A 17,232-nucleotide genomic window follows, 5' to 3' on the forward strand; every position below is an offset into this window, starting at 1 on the left:
CTGCTCGTGCGCCGCGATCACGCTTCCACAGAAACTCCACAGCCACCAGTCCCGGTGGTCAGGCCGCCGGGCCGCCGCACCGTGCGCTCAGCTCTTCGTGTCCGATACGACCGGAACGCGCCTGGTCATCAACCGGACGTGGTCCGGGCCGAGTTCGGAGACGCTGGTGACGCCCAGCAGTTTCATGGTCCGTTCGATCTCGGCGGAGAGGATGCCGATGGCGTGGGCCACTCCGGCTTCCCCGCCGGCCATGAGTCCGTACAGGTAGGCGCGGCCGACGAGCGCGAAGTCGGCTCCCAGGGCGAGCGCCGCCACGATGTCGCCGCCGTTCATGATCCCGGTGTCCAGCATGACGGTGCCCCGCTCCCCCACCGCCTCCGCGATGCCCGGCAGCAGGTGCAGCGGGACGGGTGCCCGATCAAGCTGGCGGCCGCCGTGGTTGGAGACGATCACGCCGTCCGCGCCGTGCGCCATGACGGATTCGGCGTCGCGCACGGTCTGGATGCCCTTCACCATGATCGGGCCGTCCCACACCTCCCGTATCCACTCCAGGTCCTCGAAGGTGACGGTCGGGTCGTAGAGCTTGCTGACCAGTTCGGTCAGCGCGCCGTGGCCGTCCTTGTCGAAGGCGAAGGTGTAGGGCTCCGTGGTGAGGAAGTTCAGCCACCACTCCCAGCGGTACGAGGCGTCGAGGAACGTCTTCAGCGTCAGCTGGGGCGGAATCGTCATGCCGTTGCGAAGGTCGCGCAGGCGATTGCCGTTCACGGGCACGTCGACGGTGACGATGAGCGCCTCGTAGCCCGCGGCCTTGGCGTTCGCCACGAGCTCGCGCGAGAGGTCGCGGTCCCGCCACAGGTACAGCTGGAACCACTTGCGGGCCGAGGGCGCCGTCTCGGCGACCTGCTCGATCGAGGTGGTACCCACGGTGGACAGCGCGTACGGGATCCCCGCCCGCTCGGCCGCCGCGACGACGGCACGTTCCCCGGCGGAGTGCATCATGCGTGTGAAGCCCGTGGGCGCGAGGCCGAAGGGCTGCTCCGAGCGCCCGCCGAGCACGGTCGTGGAGGTGTCGGCGCTGTCGACGTTGCGCAGGACGCCCGGCCTGAACTCCAGGTCCTCGAAGGCCTCCCGGGCCCGGCGCACCCCGACCTCGCCGTCGGCGGCGCCGTCCGTGTAGTCGAACGGGCCCGCCGGCGTGCGGCGCTTCGCGATCCGCCGCAGGTCCCAGATGGTGTGGGCGTCGGCCAGCCTGCGCTCCACGGCGCCCCTGTGCCGGGTCTTCAGCTTCAGCAGGGGCGCCAGGTCCTTGGGGCGCGGGAGTCGCCGTTCGAGTCGGGTCATGGGGCTGCTCTCCGTGTCGTGCGGGTCGTGCTGTCGGTGCCCGCGGCGGTCTGTGCAGGTCCTTCGTGCTCAACGGTGCCGCATGCTGCCCCGTGCGAGGTGTCCTCACCGTCGAGGAGCAGGACGACCTTGCCCGGCACCGCGGGGTCGGCGGCCGTCTCCATCGCCTCGACCGCGTCACGCAGCGGGAAGCTGCGGGTGACGACGGCCTCGAGGCGGTCGGAGGAGGCGAGCATGGCCAGGGCGTTGCCGAGCTCGTGCTCGAAGCGGAAGGTGCCGCGCAGTTCGATCTCCTTCGCGACGACGGGACCGAAGGGGACCCTGACGGGCTCCGCGGGGGCGGCGCCCAGCTGGACCATCACGCCTCGTCTGCGGATCGCGCCCATCACGGCCGCGGGCGCGGAGGGGGCGCCCGACGCCTCGACGACGACGTCGAAGTGCTCGTCGGGCAGCGTGTCCTCGCCTACCAGGACGGTGGTGCCGGCTCCGGCGCGCTCGGCGATGCGCAGCTGCGGTTCGCGGACGTCGCTCGCCCACACCTCCTCGGCGCCCCAGGCCACGGCGGCTCCCGCGGTCAGCGCCCCGATCGGCCCCGCCCCGTTGACGAGGACGCGCGCCCCGGCGACGCCGCCGGCCCGGTTGAGCGCGTGGAGCGCCACGGCGAGTGGTTCTGCCAGTACGGCTCTGGAGAGGGGCAGTCCGGCCGGCAGCACGTGCAGGCGGCCGGAGGGGACGGCCAGCTGCCCGGTGAAGCCGCCCTGGGTGTGCGGAAACGTGGCCGCCGACCCCAAGTAGCGCGTATGGCGGCAGACTTGGGGATGACCCTCGCGGCACTCCTGGCAACTGCCGCAGGAGGTTCCGGGGTGGATGGCCACGGGTGTCCCCGGGCGGAGCCGCCCTTCCGGGTCCTCGGCGACCTTTCCCACGACTTCGTGGCCGAGGGCGAGGGGCTCACGTATCGTGAAGGAACCCACCGCGCCCTCGCGGTAGTAGTGCAGGTCCGAGCCGCAGATGCCGCCGTGGGTCATCGCCACGAGCACGTCGCCCGGCTGCGGGACGGGAGCGGGACGCTCCTCGACGCGCAGGTCACCAGCGGCGTGCACGACTGCGGTCCGCACCGCGCACCTCCTTCCCTCCGCCCCTGCGGGGCTTCGTCCTGTCCGCTCTCCGCGTGCTTCGCGTTCGTCCGCGAGCACTTCTGTCTAGTGGCGCTGCGGCCCCCCGGGATCCTCGGCCTGCGCGCCGGGGGGCGTCGCGGACGTCGCGGGGGCCGGTGGTGCTGGGGCGCCCGGGGCCGGGCCTTCGCCGCACACCGCATTCAGGGCCGCGGCTGCTCCCCCGGTCTCCATGACGTCCAGCAGTTTGGCGACCCGGTCGACGAACTCGCCGTGTTCCGCGAGCCGTTGCCCCAGGACCGCCTGGTCGCGCAGGGACGCACGCGCCAGGCTCCGGGCGCGCTGGGCGCTGCCGCCCGCTGTTCCTGTCCGCCCGGCCAGTGCCCGGATCCGCTCGCCGTTCGGGTCCACAGGCACTCCGGCGCGGTCCGGGTCCAGCTGCTCGGGGTACGCGGTGCAGCGCAGCCAGGCGGCGACGGTCAGTGCGAGCGCGGAGGGAACCCGGCCGCGCTCCAGGTGCCACAGGACCGCGTCGGGCACACGCTGGGCGAGCTTGAGCGATCCGTCGGCGCCGACCTGCGTAGTGCGGTGGGCCAGCCGGCGGTTCGCGAACCGCTCGCCCAACTCGTGCCGGTAGGCGGACACTTCGAAGCCGTCGGGAAGGGTGAGCGTCGGCTCGTATTCGTCACCGAGCAGACGCACCGCCCGCGCGATCGCCGGGTCCGCGGCCGCGTCGGCGATCAGGGCGCGCCCGGTGAGGAGCCCGAGATAGGCCAGGAGTGAGTGACTGCCGTTCAGCAGGCGCACCTTGACGGTCTCGTAGTCGTGCACGCGGTCCGTCATGACCGCACCGGCCTGGTCCCAGGCGGGCCGGCCGGCGGCGAAACGGTCGCTCATCACCCACATCCAGAACGGCTCGGCGGGCACCGGTACCTCGTCCTGGTGGCCCGCCTCGGCGGCCAGGCGTCTGTGTACGTCGGTCGTGGCGGGAACGATGCGGTCCACCATGGTGTCCGGGCAGGTCACCGACTCATCGAGATAGCCCAGGAGTTCGGCTCCGTCGTGGAGCGGCAGCGCGGCGGCGAAGTCGCGCAGCAGACCCGCCAGGGTGGTGCCGTTGGCCGTGACGTTGTCGCAGCTGAGGAGAGTCACCGGAGCGCCCGACTCGCGGGCGCGGCGCAGCAGTCCGGCAGCGAGCCGGCCGATCGTGCTGCGGGGCGGCGATCCCGCTTCGAGGTCCCCGCGGATCCCCGGCGAGTCCAGGTCGAGACGCCGGGTGAGGGGGTCGATGTCGTACCCCTTCTCGGTGACGGTCAGCGAGACCACACGGGTGCCCGGGTCGGCGATCTCCCGCGTCACCCGGTCCGGCTCGTCCGCCGCGACGAACGCGTCGGTGATGCTTGCCACTTGGCGTACACGGGTCTCCTCGGGGCCGAGGGTGACGACGCTGTAGCGCATCCGCTGACGGTGCAGCGCTTCGACGACGCGGCGGGTGCTGCCGGCGACCCCCGTGATCTGCCAGGGGTCGCCGGAGCGCCCGGCGTCCTGCGTGCACACGGCCTGGTGGGCTCGGTGGAAGTTGCCCAGGCCCAGGTGCAGGATGCGGTGCGGACCGCCGGCTCCGTTCAAGAACGCTCCTCGGCAACGGACTTCGACGGGGCGCCCGTGGTGTCCGTGCTGCCCCGCGGCGCACCGTCCGAACTCTCCTCCTCCTGCTCGACGTACCCGTACACCTCGGGCAGCACATAGGTCGCGGCCAGATAGCCGGTCAGCGAGAGGACCGAGACGATGACCGTCGCCAGCGGAACGCCCAGGCTCTCGAAGAGGACCGGGAAGAGGAAGATCGTCAGGAAGGCGGCGAGCTTCACGAAGATGTATCCGAAACCGGAGGCCGTCGCCTTGTACCGGCTGGGCGCCACCATCGAGGCGATGGTCATGCCGTTGGACGCCGCCCAGTAATGACCCCACATCAGGCCGGCGGCGGCAAGCGGCACCAGCGGCTTCCAGTCCAGGTGGAGGAAGAGCGCTGCCAGCAGCAGGCAGACGAACGCCATGCCGAACCCCCAGCGGGCGACGCCGCGATGGCCGAGGCGCGGCGTGATCGCGGGGCCGACGAAACCGCTGATGGTGGCGAGGATGTAGATGGCCCCGGTGATGAAGTTGGTCTCGGCTATCCCGGAGACGCCGGTCAGTACGAGGATGAAGGGCAGGTAGAAGGCGAAGGCGGCGAACTCCGCTCCCTGCATCGCGTTGGATATCCAGGCGAAGATGCTGGCCTTCTTGCGTACCGGGTCCTTCCAGATGCCGGCCAGGAAGTCCCGGGTGCGGGGGCGCTCGATGACGTGGTCCTCGTCGGGCAGCATCGGCAGGTCGTCGTCGAACATCTTCTTCGCGACGGTCTTGGCCTGCTTGAACTTGCCGCGCTGGATGAGCCACAGCGCCGTGTCGGGCACGTCGAGCCGGCCGATGAGCAGGACGAGCGCGGGGATCGCACCGATGCCGAGACCGATGCGCCACAGCAGGCTGTGGTCCATGCCGCTGAGGTACATCACGGTAATGACGGCGATGGCCGCGATCTCGCCGAGGCCGAACATGCCCTGCCAGCGGTTGCCCATCACCTCCCGCTTGCCCTTGGGCATCGTCTCCATGATGTACGCGTAGCCGGTGGAGATGTCGCTGCCCAGCGGGAGTCCCAGCAGGAACCGGATGATCACGAGCTCCCACATGCTGGTGGCGAAGGACTGGGCGAGGGCGAGGACCACGAACAGCACCATCGTGGTGATGAAGACCTTCCGCCGCCCGAACCTGTCGGCGAACCAGCCTCCGCACACCGCACCGATGAGCGCGCCCAGCTGCACGGCTGCCGACGCGAGGCCGAGCATGCCCGCGCTGGGGTGGAACTCGGCCTGGACGAAGAGCAGGAGGAAGGAGATCGAGTACAGGTCCCACGCCTCGATCAGGATCGTGGAGATCATCAGCCAGCCCGTGCGGCGGCCGGTGTCGGTCCCGTGTTTCGCCAGGACGTGTCTGGCGGCGACGTCCGAGAGGTTTCGTACTTCCGCCTGCGCGGTCATGCACCCTCCTTGCGTCTGCCGCATCGAAGTCAATTCCGGCTCCCGGAACGGGATTCCGTGATCTAGAATCCTGCCGCAACCTATGGAGAGTGCGTGGTGGTGTCAATGACTTCTGCCGACCCGGCTTCGTCGAAGTCCCCTTCCTCGGCTGGGAAGAGCCCTGGCACCGGCGCCGGCGGGGAGTCCACCGCGGGCGACGGAGCCGCTCCGCGACGGCTGCTCCGGCTGATCGACGCGCTCTGCTCGTCGCAGGCGCCCGTCCCGCTGGCCGGACTCGCCGCTTCCGCCGCGCTGTCGAAGCCGACGGCGCACAGGCTGCTGCGTGTGCTGACCGAAGAGGGGTGGGCCGTCGCACACGAGGGCGGCAGCTACAGCATCGGCCCCGCCGTGCGCGCCCTGGGTGCCGCCATCGCGGGCTCGGGCAGCGGCGACAGCATCGAGCGCGTGCTGGTCGAGCTGCAGAAGGAGGTGCGCCAGACCGTCCACGTCGGCGTGCGCAGCGGCGACCGCATCATCTACACGCACAAGGTCGAAGGGGACCAGCCGTTCGCCATGGCCTCTCGGGTGGGCATGTACCAGCCGCTGCACTCCACGGCGATCGGGAAGTGCATCCTCTCCGCCCTCGACGACGAAGCAGTGGACGGACTGGTCGAGCGCGCGGGCCTGGAACGCCGCACCGACGCCACGATCACCACGCGCGCAGCCCTGAAGAAGGAACTCGCACACGTGCGGGAGGAGGGCTACGCGCTGGACGAGGAGGAGAACGAGGCCAACGTCAGATGCATCGCCGTTCCCCTGCGCGCCTCGGAGCACCAGGTGATCGGAGCCGTCAGCATCTCGACGGTCACCTTCGTGGTGTCGCGGGACGAGGTGCTGGCGCTGCGCTCCGCGCTGGCGCAGACCGCGGCGAGGCTGGAACCGCTGTTCGGCCGCTGAGACCCGCCCGTGGACCAGGTGTGTCCGGCGGCGCCTTCGAGCGGGTACACATCGCACCCCGGTCCCGGTTCGCCGCGGGCCGCGGCGACGACCACCCACCCGGCTGCATGCGGAGGCCCCATGACCCCGTCGGAGACCAACGCGGAGAAAGCGGTGTGGCGGGAGCGCGGCGCCCCGCTCGTCGCCCCGTCAGGCAGCGGGCCGCTGAGCGGCCTGCGGCTCGCGGTGAAGGACGTGTACGCGATCGCGGGGCAGCGCGTCGGCGCGGGCAATCCCGACTTCCTCGCCGAAGCGGAACCGGAGACCGCGCACGCCTGGGCGGTCGGCGCGCTGCTCGACGCGGGCGCCGAGATCACCGGCATCGCGCAGACGGACGAGCTGACCTACAGCCTCGACGGGACGAACCCCCACTACGGCACCCCGCCCAACCCCCAGGCTCCCGACCGCGTTCCGGGCGGCTCCTCCAGCGGCCCGGCCTCCGCCGTCGCACTGCACGAGGCGGACGCCGGGCTCGGCACCGACACGGCCGGCTCGATCCGCGTACCGTCCTCCTACTGCGGGCTGTACGGCATGCGCCCCACCCACGGAGCCGTTCCCGTCACGGGGATGCTGCCGCTGGCGCCGGACTTCGACACCGTCGCCTGGCTCGCGCACGACGCGCCGACGCTGGCCCGGATCGGCGACGTGCTGCTGCCCGGGGCCGACGAGACCCAGGACCCGGGGCCCTTCCACACCTTGCTCGTCTCGCAGGACCTCCTCGCACCGGCCGAACCCCGGGTGCGGGAGTCGTTCGCGTCGGCCGCCGCGGGGCTGGCGGTCCGGCTCGGGCTGCGCAGGGAGGAGTGCGCGTTCGGCGGCGACCCGGAGGAGCGGGCGACCGCCTTCTCGGTCGCCCAGGCCGTCCAGGTGTGGGAGAGCGACGGGGAGTGGGTCGCCGCGCACCCCGGTTCGCTCGGACCGGAGATCGCGCGCCGCTTCTCCTGGGCGTCCGGGATCGGCAAGGAGCGCGCGGCACGGGCACGCGAGTCCGTGAGAGCGACGGCCCGCGCGCTGCGCGCGGCCCTTTCGCCCGGGACGGCCCTGCTGCTGCCGGCGGCGCCCGGCCCGGCGCCGGCGAGGGAGTCGGGCACCGAGGAGAGGGACGCGGTCAGGAGCGCTGCCCTTCAGCTCACATGCCTCGCCTCGGGGGCCGGGCTGCCGTGCCTGGTGCTTCCGCGCATGACGGCCGGGGGTCTGCCCGTGGGGATCTGCGTGATCGCGGCCCCCGGCAGCGACCGTGCGCTGCTGGACCTCGCGGTCGCCGAGAGCCGTCAGTGAGCCCGTCCGGCCCGCCGGGCACGGCGGACGGCTCCGGGCGTGCCCCCGCGCCACGGCCCCGCACGGGGGTACGCCTCCGGGCCGCCTGCGGCAGCGGTGCGCGGGATCTACGGCGCTCCGGGGACCGGTGCCGCGCCCTCCATGGCCTCGCGGCGCAGCTCGACCTTGCGCACCTTCCCGCTGACCGTCATGGGGAACTCCGTCATGACGCGCACGTAGCGCGGGATCTTGTAGTGCGCCAGACGGCCCTGACAGAACGCGGCGACCTCCTCCTGCGAGGGCGGGTCGTCCTGGTCGTTGGGGATGACGCAGGCCAGGATCTCCTCGCCGAACCGCTCGTCGGGCACGCCCACCACCTGCACGTCGGAGACCTTGGGGTGGGTGTAGAGGAACTCCTCGATCTCGCGGGGGTACACGTTCTCCCCGCCGCGGATGATCATGTCCTTGATGCGTCCCGTGATGGCCAGGTATCCGTCGTCGCGCATCACCGCGAGGTCCCCGGTGTGCATCCAGCGGCTCGGGTCGATGACCTCGTCGGTCTGCTCCTTGTCCTCCCAGTACCCGAGCATCACCGAGTAGCCGCGGGTGCACAGCTCCCCCGGCTCTCCGCGCGGCAGGGTCACACCGCTGCCCGGGTCGATGACCTTCACCTCGAGGTGCGGGAGCACCTTGCCGACGGTTTCCGTGCGGCGCTCCACGTCGTCGTCGGTGCGCGTCTGGGTGGAGACCGGCGACGTCTCGGTCATGCCGTAGCAGATCGCCACCTCCTCCATGTGCATCTCCGCGACGACCCGCTTCATGACCTCGACCGGGCACGGCGAGCCGGCCATGATCCCGGTACGGAGCGAACCGAGGTCGTAGGCCGGGAAGTCGGGCAGCCCGAGCTCGGCGATGAACATCGTGGGCACCCCGTACAGCGAGGTGCAGCGCTCGTCCTGCACCGCCTGGAGCGACGCCGCCGGTTCGAAGGTGGGCGCGGGGATGACGACGCAGGCGCCGTGGCTGGTCGCCGCGAGGTTGCCCATCACCATGCCGAAGCAGTGGTAGAAGGGCACCGGCAGGCACACCCTGTCCTGCTCGGTGTAACCCAGCAACTCACCGACGAAATATCCGTTGTTGAGGATGTTGTGGTGCGAGAGAGTCGCACCCTTGGGGAAGCCCGTCGTCCCCGAGGTGTACTGGATGTTCACCGGATCGTCGCAGCTCAACTTGGCTTCCGCGGCCCTGAGTTGCTCGTCGGTGACCTCGTGGCCGGCGTTGACCAGCACCTCCCAGTAGGGCGTGCCGATGTGGACGGTCTCCAGCAGCTGCGGACACTCACCGGCCACCGCCCGCGCCATCGCGCGGTAGTCGCTCGTCTTGTACTCGGTGGACGCGACGAGCAGACGCACCCCCGACTGACGCAGTACATAGGCCAGTTCATGTGTACGGTACGCCGGGTTGATGTTGACCATCACGGCACCGATGCGCGCCGTCGCGTACTGGACGAGCAGCCACTCCGGGCAGTTGACGGCCCAGATCCCCACCCGGTCTCCCTTGCCGATGCCGCGCGCGAGCAGCCCGCGCGCGAGCTGGTCGACGTCGGCGACGAACTGCGCGTACGTCCAGCGCCTGCCCTCCCGGACGTCGACGAGGACCTCACGGTCGGGGTACGCGGCCGCGCTCCGGTCGAGGTTGCTGCCGATCGTCTCACCCAGCAGCGGCGTGGTGGCGGTCCCGCTCGCATACGAGAGCGCCGTGGATTCTCCGGTCACCGGGACCTCCTCGTCCTTGAGCCTTGGCTTTAGCATCGTGTGCGAGTGATCTGCGCCTCACCACCCCCGAACGGGGGTGAGGTCGGGCGGGGAACGCGAGAGGGGACTGCGATGACGGATCCGGCCGAATCGGGCGCGGTGCGGGCAGCGCTGTCCAGGCTGCGGCGCACCACCGAGATCCCGGTCGCCTTCGCGGGCATGACCGGAGAGGGACGCGGGTTCCGCATCACCGAGATGACGGGTACCACCACGCAGGCGCTGCGCGGCCTGGCGATCGCGCCGGGCAACGGGCTGGGCGGCAAGGCCGTCGCGCTGGCCAGGCCCACCTCCGTCACCGACTACCGGTCCTCGCGTGTGATCAGCCATGAGTACGACGCCGCCGTGGCGGCGGAGGGTCTGCGTTCGGTGCTGGCGGTGCCCGTCGTGGTCCGCCGCCGCGTGCGCGGCGTGGTGTACGCGGCTCTGCGGGAGTCGCTCGCGCTCGGCGACCGCGCCCTGGACACCGCGGCCGACGCCGTACGGGAGCTGGAGCAGACCCTCGCCGTCCGTGAGGAGGCACAGCGGCTGATGCAGGCGCGGCCGGCCCCCGTCGACGATCCCCGCGCCTGGGAGGAGGTGCGCGAGGCGCACGCCGAACTGCGCACCCTCGCCCAGCGGTTGCCGGAGGGCGAGCTGAAGCAGGAACTCCTCGACGCCTGCGGCCGGCTGGCGACGGCCTGCGGACCGCAGGCATCCACGGAGCACGCGGCGGAGACGGTCTCCCTCACCCCGCGCGAGGTGGACGTCGTCTCGTGCGTCGCCGGCGGCGGAACGAACGCCGCGGTGGCCGCCCGTACCGGGCTGAAGCCGGAGACCGTCAAGGCCTATCTGCGGTCCGCCATGCGGAAGTTGGGCACCCACACGCGGATGGAGACGGTGGTGGCCGCGCGCCGCGCGGCCATCATTCCCTGACGCCGGGCCCCGGAGCCGCCGGCCCTGGAGCGGGCGGTAGTGCAAGCGCCGTCCCGAGTTCCGCGCGCGTGACACCCAGCTTGTCGTAGACGCGCTGCAGATGGTTCGAGACGGTGCGCACGGAGATGTTCAGATGCCCGGCGACGGCCGGATTGCTCATGCCGGATGCGGCCAGTCGCAGATCTGGCGTTCCCTGCTGGTCAGCCGGCCCGTGGGTCCTGCTCCCTCCGGCAGCGCGGTACGGGGCCCGGGCGGCGGTGCTGCCTCAACTCCTCGGCGCGCCGGGCGAGTTCGTCGGACGTTCGGCCGCTGCTCAGGCCCTGCGCCGCGACGACGGCCTCCAGACCGGTGCCGGGCAGTTCAGCCGCGCACGGCGTGCAGCACGAGGATCGCCAGGTCGTCCTCGACCGGCTCCGGCCCGAAATCGTGCGCGGCCTGGCGTACCCGCTCCGCCACCGCCATCGCCCCCATGCCGCCACAGGTCGCCAGGATCTCGGCGAGCCCGTCGTTGTCGTCCAACTGCCGTTGACCGCTGCGCCGTTCGGTGACGCCGTCGGTGACGCACAGCAGCGTCTCCCCCGGTCTCAGGTCGAAGCCGAAGGCCGCGAACGCGGTGCCTTCGTCGATTCCGAGCAGCATCTGCGACTCGACCACGGGTACCACACCGTCCGCGGACAGCTTCAGCGGCGCCGGATGTCCTGCACTGGCGATCGAGCAGTGCGCGCCGCCCGCCTGCCTGTCCGGCTCCAGCTCCCCGTAGACGAGGCTCAGGAAGCGCGGCTGCGCGCTCTCACCGCCCACGGCCACGGCCTCGGCCCCTTCCTCGGCCATGGCGGCGTTGAGCCTGTCGAGCACGGACTCCACGCCGTGGCCCTCACGGGCGAGCAGCCGGACGAGATGCCTGGTCAGCCCGGTCACGGACATCGCCTCGGGGTCCTTGCCCTGGACATCGCCGAGCAGGAACGACCACCGGTTGTCACCCATGGGGAAGAGGTCGTAGAAGTCGCCGCCGACGGTCTGGCCCATGGCGTGGGGCTCGTAGACGATCGCTGTCTCCACACCCGGCAGGCTGGCCAGCGAGGGCGGCAGCTGTCTGCGCTGGAGCGCCCGGCTGATGCTGGTCTGGCGCGCGTACTGGCGTGCGGTGACCACGGCCTGTGCCACCCTGCGCGCGACGTCTTCCACGGTCCGCGCCACGGAGTCGGTCATCTCGGTCGGTCCTGCCCTGCCGATCACCAGCGAGCCCAGGCAGGTGCCGCCCGCGACGAGGGAGAAGGCCAGCGCCGAACCGCCCGTCCCGGAATCGTCCGCGCTCTCCGGCCAGGGCCAGGGGATGCCCACGGTCCGCAGGCCGGCCGGCGGCGGATCAGGCTCCAGAGCGAAGCGCAGGGCGTCCACCTTGCGCTCGTCGACGTCCCACACACGGGACAGGCGCATCCCGCCGGCCTCGTTGGTCAGCCACACCGCGCACCAGTCGGCCAGCCTCGGCACGAGCAGCTGGCCGGCCAGCGCGGCGACCATGTCCTCGTCGAGCTGCCCCGAGAGCAGCTCGCTGGCCTCGGCCAGGAACGCGCCGCCGCGGTCGGCCCACTCCGCGGTGCGGCGGCGGTCGGAACGCTCGGAAGAGGTGAAGATCTCCGCGGCCTCCAGTTCGCGGTGCATCGCCTCGTTGAGCGACCCGGACGGCTTGGCGACCATCTCGGCGACGGCGAGACGGAACCACACGACCTTCTCGGTGCGCCGGTAGGTCACACCCCAGGACTGCGCGAGGGCCCCGACGATCTGGAGCCCGAGGCCACGGCCTCCGCGCCTTGCCGAGGTGTCGCCGCTGACACGGCCGGTGGGCTGTCTGTCGACCACCTCGACCAGCACTGCCGAGACCTCGACCGGTCCGTGCGCCTCGCCGGGCTCGTCCGGTCCGGGCACGTCCGTCTCGACGCCGCAGGCCACCTCGATCTGGGTGCCGGCGTGCATGAGGGCGTTGCTCACGAGTTCGCTGACGAGGAGCTCCGCGTCGTCCGCCAGCCGCTCGGTCAGCCGCCACGGCGCCGTGCTCGCGCGCCCCCATTTCTCGATCTCCGAGCGTACGATCGCGCGTGCGGTGGACGGTGCGAGCTGACTTGTGGGCAGGGCCCTGCGCGACTCGGGATCGCTCAGGCCGGCGGATGGCAGTCGCACAAGCCACTCCTGACTCGGATGTCCTCGCGATAAAGCCTCTACAATAGGATAAAGCCAGACATCCAGGATGCTTGGGATGGGATGCCATGGACGAGGCCCAGGGCCAGTCGATACGCGAGGCGGACCTGCGTCGACTGCTGGGAGACATGAGGTCGCTCAGCGATGGCGACTTCTCGGTCCGTGCGTCAGCCGAGAGCGAGGGGATTCTGGGTGAGATGGCGGGGGTGTTCAACCAGATAGCCGCGCGCAACGACCATCTGACCACGGAGCTGAGGCGCGTCCGCCGGGAAGTGGCCAAGGAGGGCCGACTCGACGAGCGGATATCAGCGAGCCCGGGTCCGGGCTCGTGGAGCACCAACGTCGACGAGGCGAATCAGCTCATCGAGGCTCTCGGGACCCCCGTGACGAAGGCGACCGGGGTGCTGGAGGCGATCGCCGACGGGGATCTCACCCACCACATGGACCGGCACAACGGCAAGCACGGCGACCTCGGGCGCCTGGACAGCGGCCTGAACCGTCTCGTGGACCAGCTGTCCATGTTCACCGCAGAGGTCACCAGGGTCGCCCGCGAGGTCGGTACCGAGGGCAACCTCGGCGGCCGTGCGGATGTCGGGGACCTTTCGGGTGACTGGCGCCGCGTGACCGAGGCCATCAACACCATGGCGGAGCGGCTGACGGGGCAGGTACGTGACATCGCCGGTGTGACGACGGCGGTCGCGCGGGGTGATCTGACGCAGAAGGTCATGGTCGAGACCTCCGGTGAGCTGCTGGAACTGAAGCTCACCGTGAACACGATGGTCGACCAGCTCTCCGCCTTCGCCGACGAGGTCACACGCGTCGCACGCGAGGTCGGCACCGAAGGAAACCTCGGCGGGCAGGCCGAGGTGCGAGGTCTGTCGGGGGCGTGGCGCGACCTCACGGACAACGTCAACCTCATGGCGTCCAACCTGACCTCGCAGGTCCGCAACATCGCCCAGGTCTCCGCGGCCGTCGCCCAGGGCGACCTCAGCAAGAAGATCACCGTCGACGCCAAGGGCGAGATCCTCCAGCTCATGGGCACCGTGAACACCACGGTCGACCAGCTCTCCGCCTTCGCCGACGAGGTCACACGCGTCGCACGCGAGGTCGGCACCGAAGGAAACCTCGGCGGGCAGGCCGAGGTGCGAGGCGTCTCCGGTGTCTGGCGCGACCTGACCGACAACGTCAACCTCATGGCCTCGAACCTGACCTCGCAGGTACGCAGCATCGCCCAGGTCGCCACCGCGGTGGCCGAGGGCGACCTCAGCCAGAAGATCACCGTCGACGCCAAGGGCGAGATCCTCCAGCTGAAGACCACCCTCAACACGATGGTCGACCAGCTCTCGGACTTCGCCGACGAGGTCACACGCGTCGCACGCGAGGTCGGCACCGAAGGAAACCTGGGCAGACAGGCCCAGGTCAGGGACGTGTCCGGGGTGTGGAAGGATCTGACCGACAGCGTCAACTCCATGGCGCTGAACCTCACTTCACAGGTCCGCAGCATCGCCCAGGTGACCACCGCCGTCGCCAACGGAGACCTCTCGAAGAACATCGACGTCGACGCGCGCGGCGAGATCCTGGAGCTGAAGGACACCGTCAACACGATGGTCCGCCAGCTGCGGGCCTTCTCCGACGAGGTCACACGCGTCGCACGCGAGGTCGGCACCGAAGGAAACCTCGGCGGCCGTGCCCAGGTCCACGGCGTCTCCGGCGTGTGGAAGGACCTCACCGACAACGTCAACTTCATGACCACGAACCTGACTTCGCAGGTCCGCAACATCGCCCAGGTCGCCACGGCGGTCGCCAACGGAGACCTCTCGAAGAAGATCGACGTCGACGCGCGCGGCGAGTTCCTGGAGCTGAAGACCACCCTCAACACCATGGTCGACACGCTCTCCTCCTTCTCCGCGGAGGTCACACGCGTCGCACGCGAGGTCGGCAGCGAGGGACAACTGGGCGGCCAGGCACGCGTCGAGGGGGTCTACGGCACCTGGAAGGGACTGACGACGAGCGTCAACGAGCTCGCCCTGAACCTGACCACACAGGTCCGTGCCATCGCCGAGGTCGCGAGCGCCGTCACCCAGGGCGACATGTCCCCCTCCATCCAGGTGGAAGCCCGCGGCGAGGTGGCGGAGCTGAAGGACAACATCAACGTGATGGTGGCCAACCTGCGCGAGACCACCCGCACCAAGGACTGGCTGGAGTCCAACCTGACGCGCATCGCCGGGCTGATGCAGGGCCAGCGCGACCTGGTCGAGGTCGCCGACCTGATCCTGCGGGAGCTGACTCCGCTGGTGAACGCCCAGGCCGGCGCGTTCTTCCTGGTCGGCTCCGGAGGGAAGCCGGGCGAGGAGCTGGAGTACATCGCCGGCTACGGCACCAGCGGGCGCGAGGAACCCGGCGGACCCGAATCCCCGCTGCGCGGGCTGATATCGCAGGCCGTCGCCGAGAAGAAGCGCATCCTCATCGAGGACGCGCCGCCGAACTACGTGAGAGTGGAGTCGGGTCTGGGCTCCGCGCCCGCGGCGAACATCCTCATCCTGCCGATCCTCTTCGAGGACAGGGCGCTCGGTGTCATCGAGGTCGCGTCGTTCAGCAAGTTCAACGAGGTGTACCTGACCTTCATCGACCAGTTCGTGCACACCATCGGCGTCTCCATCAACACCATCCTGGCCAACGCCCGTACGGAGGTCCTGCTCTCCGAGTCGCAGCGCCTGACCAAGGAACTGCGTCAGCGGTCGGACGAGTTGCAGCGCACCAACGCCGAACTCGAGGACAAGGCGGCGCTGCTCGCCACGTCGTCCCAGTACAAGTCGGAGTTCCTGGCGAACATGTCGCACGAGCTGCGCACTCCGCTGAACTCGCTGCTCATCCTGGCGCGGCTGCTCGCCGACAACCCCGACGGGCGGCTCTCCGAGCAGGAGGTGGACTTCGCCACCACGATCTACCGCTCGGGATCGGACCTGCTCCAGCTCATCAACGACATCCTGGACCTCTCCAAGGTCGAGGCCGGGCGGATGGACGTGCGGCCGCGTTCGCTGCCGCTGACGAAGCTGCTGGACTACGTGCACGCGACGTTCCGGCCGATGACGATCGACCGCGGGCTGGCGTTCGAGATCGCGGTCGGCGAGAACGTGCCGCGCGATCTGTACTCCGACGAGCAGCGCATCCAGCAGGTGCTGCGCAATCTCATCTCCAACGCCGTGAAGTTCACCTCGTCCGGCGGCATCGAGCTGCGCGTGGAGCGGGTCGCGCAAAAGGACTTCGACGAGACGACGCTGCGCGACGCCGAGTCCGTGCTCGCCTTCTCCGTCAAGGACACCGGAAGCGGCATCCCGCGGGAGAAGCTCGCGGTGATCTTCGAGGCGTTCCAGCAGTCCGACGGCACGACGAGCCGCCGGTACGGCGGCACCGGCCTCGGGCTGTCGATCAGCCGGGAGATCGCCGGGCTGCTCGGCGGGCGGATCGACGTCGAGAGCGAGGTGGGCGTGGGCTCGCGCTTCACCCTCTACATACCGTCGGTCTACCCGGGCAGCGCCCCCGCCGGCCCGCCGCAGCGCGTGGGCACTCCGGCGACCGTCAGCGGCCGCGACTCCGCGGGCGGCAAGCCGGTCACGACGACTCCGCCGCCGGCCGCTCTGCCCGAGGCGGAACCGCTCGGCCCGGCGGGAGGGGCCGCCCCCGCACCCACGGAACCGGCTGAGCCCGGGGAAGCCGAAGAGGCACCGGAGGGCGGAGCCCCGGCAGAACCCACTCCCGCGGCATGGCCGGAGCCGTCCCAGCCGGCCGCTGCGCCTTCACCGCAGGTGGAGACCGTGGGCACCGGGCGGCCGGCGAGCACCGACCAGCGGGCGAAGGACAAGGAGGACACCTGGCCCGAGACCACGCAGCTCAAGCACTGGCTGGGCGGGGAGCGCGGCCAGGTGCTGTCGGGGACGAACGTGCTCATAGTCGACGACGACATCCGGAACGTCTTCGCCCTCACCCATGTACTGGGGCGTGTGGGCGTCTCGGTGAAGTACGCCGAGAACGGCCGCGAGGGGCTGGACGTCCTGGACCGTTCCCCCGAGGTGTCGGTCGTCCTGATGGACATCATGATGCCGGAGATGAACGGCTACGAGGCCATCCAGACCATCCGGCGCACACCACGTCTGGCGGGCCTGCCCGTCATCGCCCTCACTGCGAAGGCCATGTCCGGCGACAGCAAGAAGGCGCTCGACGCGGGCGCCGACCTCTACGTCGCCAAGCCGGTGGACCTCGACGAGCTGCTGCAGTCCATCTACAACCTGCTCAAGGGCGGCCGCGGGGTGGGAACGCCCGGCGGCAGCGGCAGCACGGACGGCAACGACTCAGCCGAACCGCCGGTGACGGCACGCGAGACGGAGGCGGAGAGGCCGACGGAGACGGCGGCAGGAAGGAACGGTTCAGGGCCGGCGCCGGGAGGTGTGGAACCGCACAGCACGGCCTCGCCGGACGGCGCCGGGGGCAGGGAGCACCACATCGGCCCTCCCGGTGACGACGCCGGCAACGAGACGCGGGACGGATGAC

The 17,232-nt window shown here is 70.7% G+C and carries 11 protein-coding genes; 4 read left to right on the plus strand and 7 right to left on the minus strand.

Annotated features, from left to right (window positions below; all coding sequences use genetic code 11):
• Nucleotides 1–87 precede the first annotated feature (87 nt).
• The 4 genes from G4Z16_RS02685 to G4Z16_RS02700 form a co-directional block, all read right to left on the minus strand.
• A complete protein-coding gene (locus tag G4Z16_RS02685; RefSeq protein WP_197348987.1) occupies nucleotides 88–1,341 on the minus strand; it encodes an alpha-hydroxy acid oxidase in 1,254 nt (417 codons plus the stop codon).
• Nucleotides 1,338–2,459 (minus strand): L-idonate 5-dehydrogenase, encoded by a 1,122-nt coding sequence (locus tag G4Z16_RS02690; RefSeq protein WP_197348988.1) that lies wholly within the window; start codon nucleotides 2,457–2,459, stop codon nucleotides 1,338–1,340. Before G4Z16_RS02690 ends, G4Z16_RS02685 begins: the two co-directional genes overlap by 4 nt.
• A gap of 84 nt (nucleotides 2,460–2,543) precedes the next feature.
• Nucleotides 2,544–4,085, minus strand: a complete 1,542-nt coding sequence (locus G4Z16_RS02695) for a mannitol dehydrogenase family protein (RefSeq protein WP_197348989.1) — start codon at nucleotides 4,083–4,085, stop codon at nucleotides 2,544–2,546.
• Entirely contained in the window at nucleotides 4,082–5,530 is a 1,449-nt protein-coding gene (locus G4Z16_RS02700) for an MFS transporter (RefSeq protein ID WP_197348990.1), read from the minus strand. The genes G4Z16_RS02695 and G4Z16_RS02700 overlap by 4 nt, the downstream gene beginning before the upstream one ends.
• A gap of 105 nt (nucleotides 5,531–5,635) precedes the next feature.
• On the opposite strand from G4Z16_RS02700, the gene G4Z16_RS02705 reads away from it, so the two are divergent.
• On the plus strand, nucleotides 5,636–6,466 hold the full coding sequence (locus G4Z16_RS02705; protein WP_197348991.1) for an IclR family transcriptional regulator: 831 nt from the start codon (nucleotides 5,636–5,638) through the stop codon (nucleotides 6,464–6,466).
• A gap of 120 nt (nucleotides 6,467–6,586) precedes the next feature.
• Complete coding sequence (locus G4Z16_RS02710; protein WP_197348992.1) at nucleotides 6,587–7,783, plus strand: amidase; 1,197 nt, start codon at nucleotides 6,587–6,589, stop codon at nucleotides 7,781–7,783.
• A gap of 107 nt (nucleotides 7,784–7,890) precedes the next feature.
• On the opposite strand, the gene G4Z16_RS02715 is transcribed toward G4Z16_RS02710, so the two are convergent.
• Nucleotides 7,891–9,537, minus strand: a complete 1,647-nt coding sequence (locus tag G4Z16_RS02715) for an AMP-binding protein (protein ID WP_246530645.1) — start codon at nucleotides 9,535–9,537, stop codon at nucleotides 7,891–7,893.
• A 111-nt stretch (nucleotides 9,538–9,648) separates the two neighbouring features.
• On the opposite strand from G4Z16_RS02715, the gene G4Z16_RS02720 reads away from it, so the two are divergent.
• Complete coding sequence (locus G4Z16_RS02720; RefSeq protein WP_197348994.1) at nucleotides 9,649–10,488, plus strand: helix-turn-helix transcriptional regulator; 840 nt, start codon at nucleotides 9,649–9,651, stop codon at nucleotides 10,486–10,488.
• Here G4Z16_RS02720 and G4Z16_RS02725 read toward each other — a convergent pair.
• Both G4Z16_RS02725 and G4Z16_RS02730 read right to left on the minus strand, forming a co-directional pair.
• Complete coding sequence (locus G4Z16_RS02725) at nucleotides 10,478–10,669, minus strand: response regulator transcription factor (RefSeq protein ID WP_343070932.1); 192 nt, start codon at nucleotides 10,667–10,669, stop codon at nucleotides 10,478–10,480. The genes G4Z16_RS02720 and G4Z16_RS02725 overlap by 11 nt on opposite strands.
• Before the next feature lie 179 nt (nucleotides 10,670–10,848).
• Nucleotides 10,849–12,666 (minus strand): SpoIIE family protein phosphatase, encoded by a 1,818-nt coding sequence (locus G4Z16_RS02730; protein WP_197348996.1) that lies wholly within the window; start codon nucleotides 12,664–12,666, stop codon nucleotides 10,849–10,851.
• Between the two features lie 86 nt (nucleotides 12,667–12,752).
• Here G4Z16_RS02730 and G4Z16_RS02735 point away from each other — a divergent pair, with 86 nt between their 5' ends.
• Nucleotides 12,753–17,231, plus strand: coding sequence for a HAMP domain-containing protein (locus G4Z16_RS02735; RefSeq protein ID WP_246530646.1), 4,479 nt, complete (start codon nucleotides 12,753–12,755; stop codon nucleotides 17,229–17,231).
• Nucleotide 17,232 lies beyond the last annotated feature (1 nt).

This window comes from Streptomyces bathyalis (assembly GCF_015910445.1).
Taxonomy (GTDB): domain Bacteria; phylum Actinomycetota; class Actinomycetes; order Streptomycetales; family Streptomycetaceae; genus Streptomyces; species Streptomyces bathyalis.

What these genes read in the sequence shown, in the direction of transcription:
- G4Z16_RS02705 (WP_197348991.1), top strand. Translation starts at nt 5,636, where the DNA reads ATGACTTCTGCCGACCCGGCTTCGTCGAAGTCCCCTTCCTCGGCTGGG.
- G4Z16_RS02735 (WP_246530646.1), top strand. Translation starts at nt 12,753, where the DNA reads ATGGACGAGGCCCAGGGCCAGTCGATACGCGAGGCGGACCTGCGTCGA.
- G4Z16_RS02700 (WP_197348990.1), bottom strand. Translation starts at nt 5,530, where the DNA reads ATGACCGCGCAGGCGGAAGTACGAAACCTCTCGGACGTCGCCGCCAGA.
- G4Z16_RS02685 (WP_197348987.1), bottom strand. Translation starts at nt 1,341, where the DNA reads ATGACCCGACTCGAACGGCGACTCCCGCGCCCCAAGGACCTGGCGCCC.
- G4Z16_RS02710 (WP_197348992.1), top strand. Translation starts at nt 6,587, where the DNA reads ATGACCCCGTCGGAGACCAACGCGGAGAAAGCGGTGTGGCGGGAGCGC.
- G4Z16_RS02720 (WP_197348994.1), top strand. Translation starts at nt 9,649, where the DNA reads ATGACGGATCCGGCCGAATCGGGCGCGGTGCGGGCAGCGCTGTCCAGG.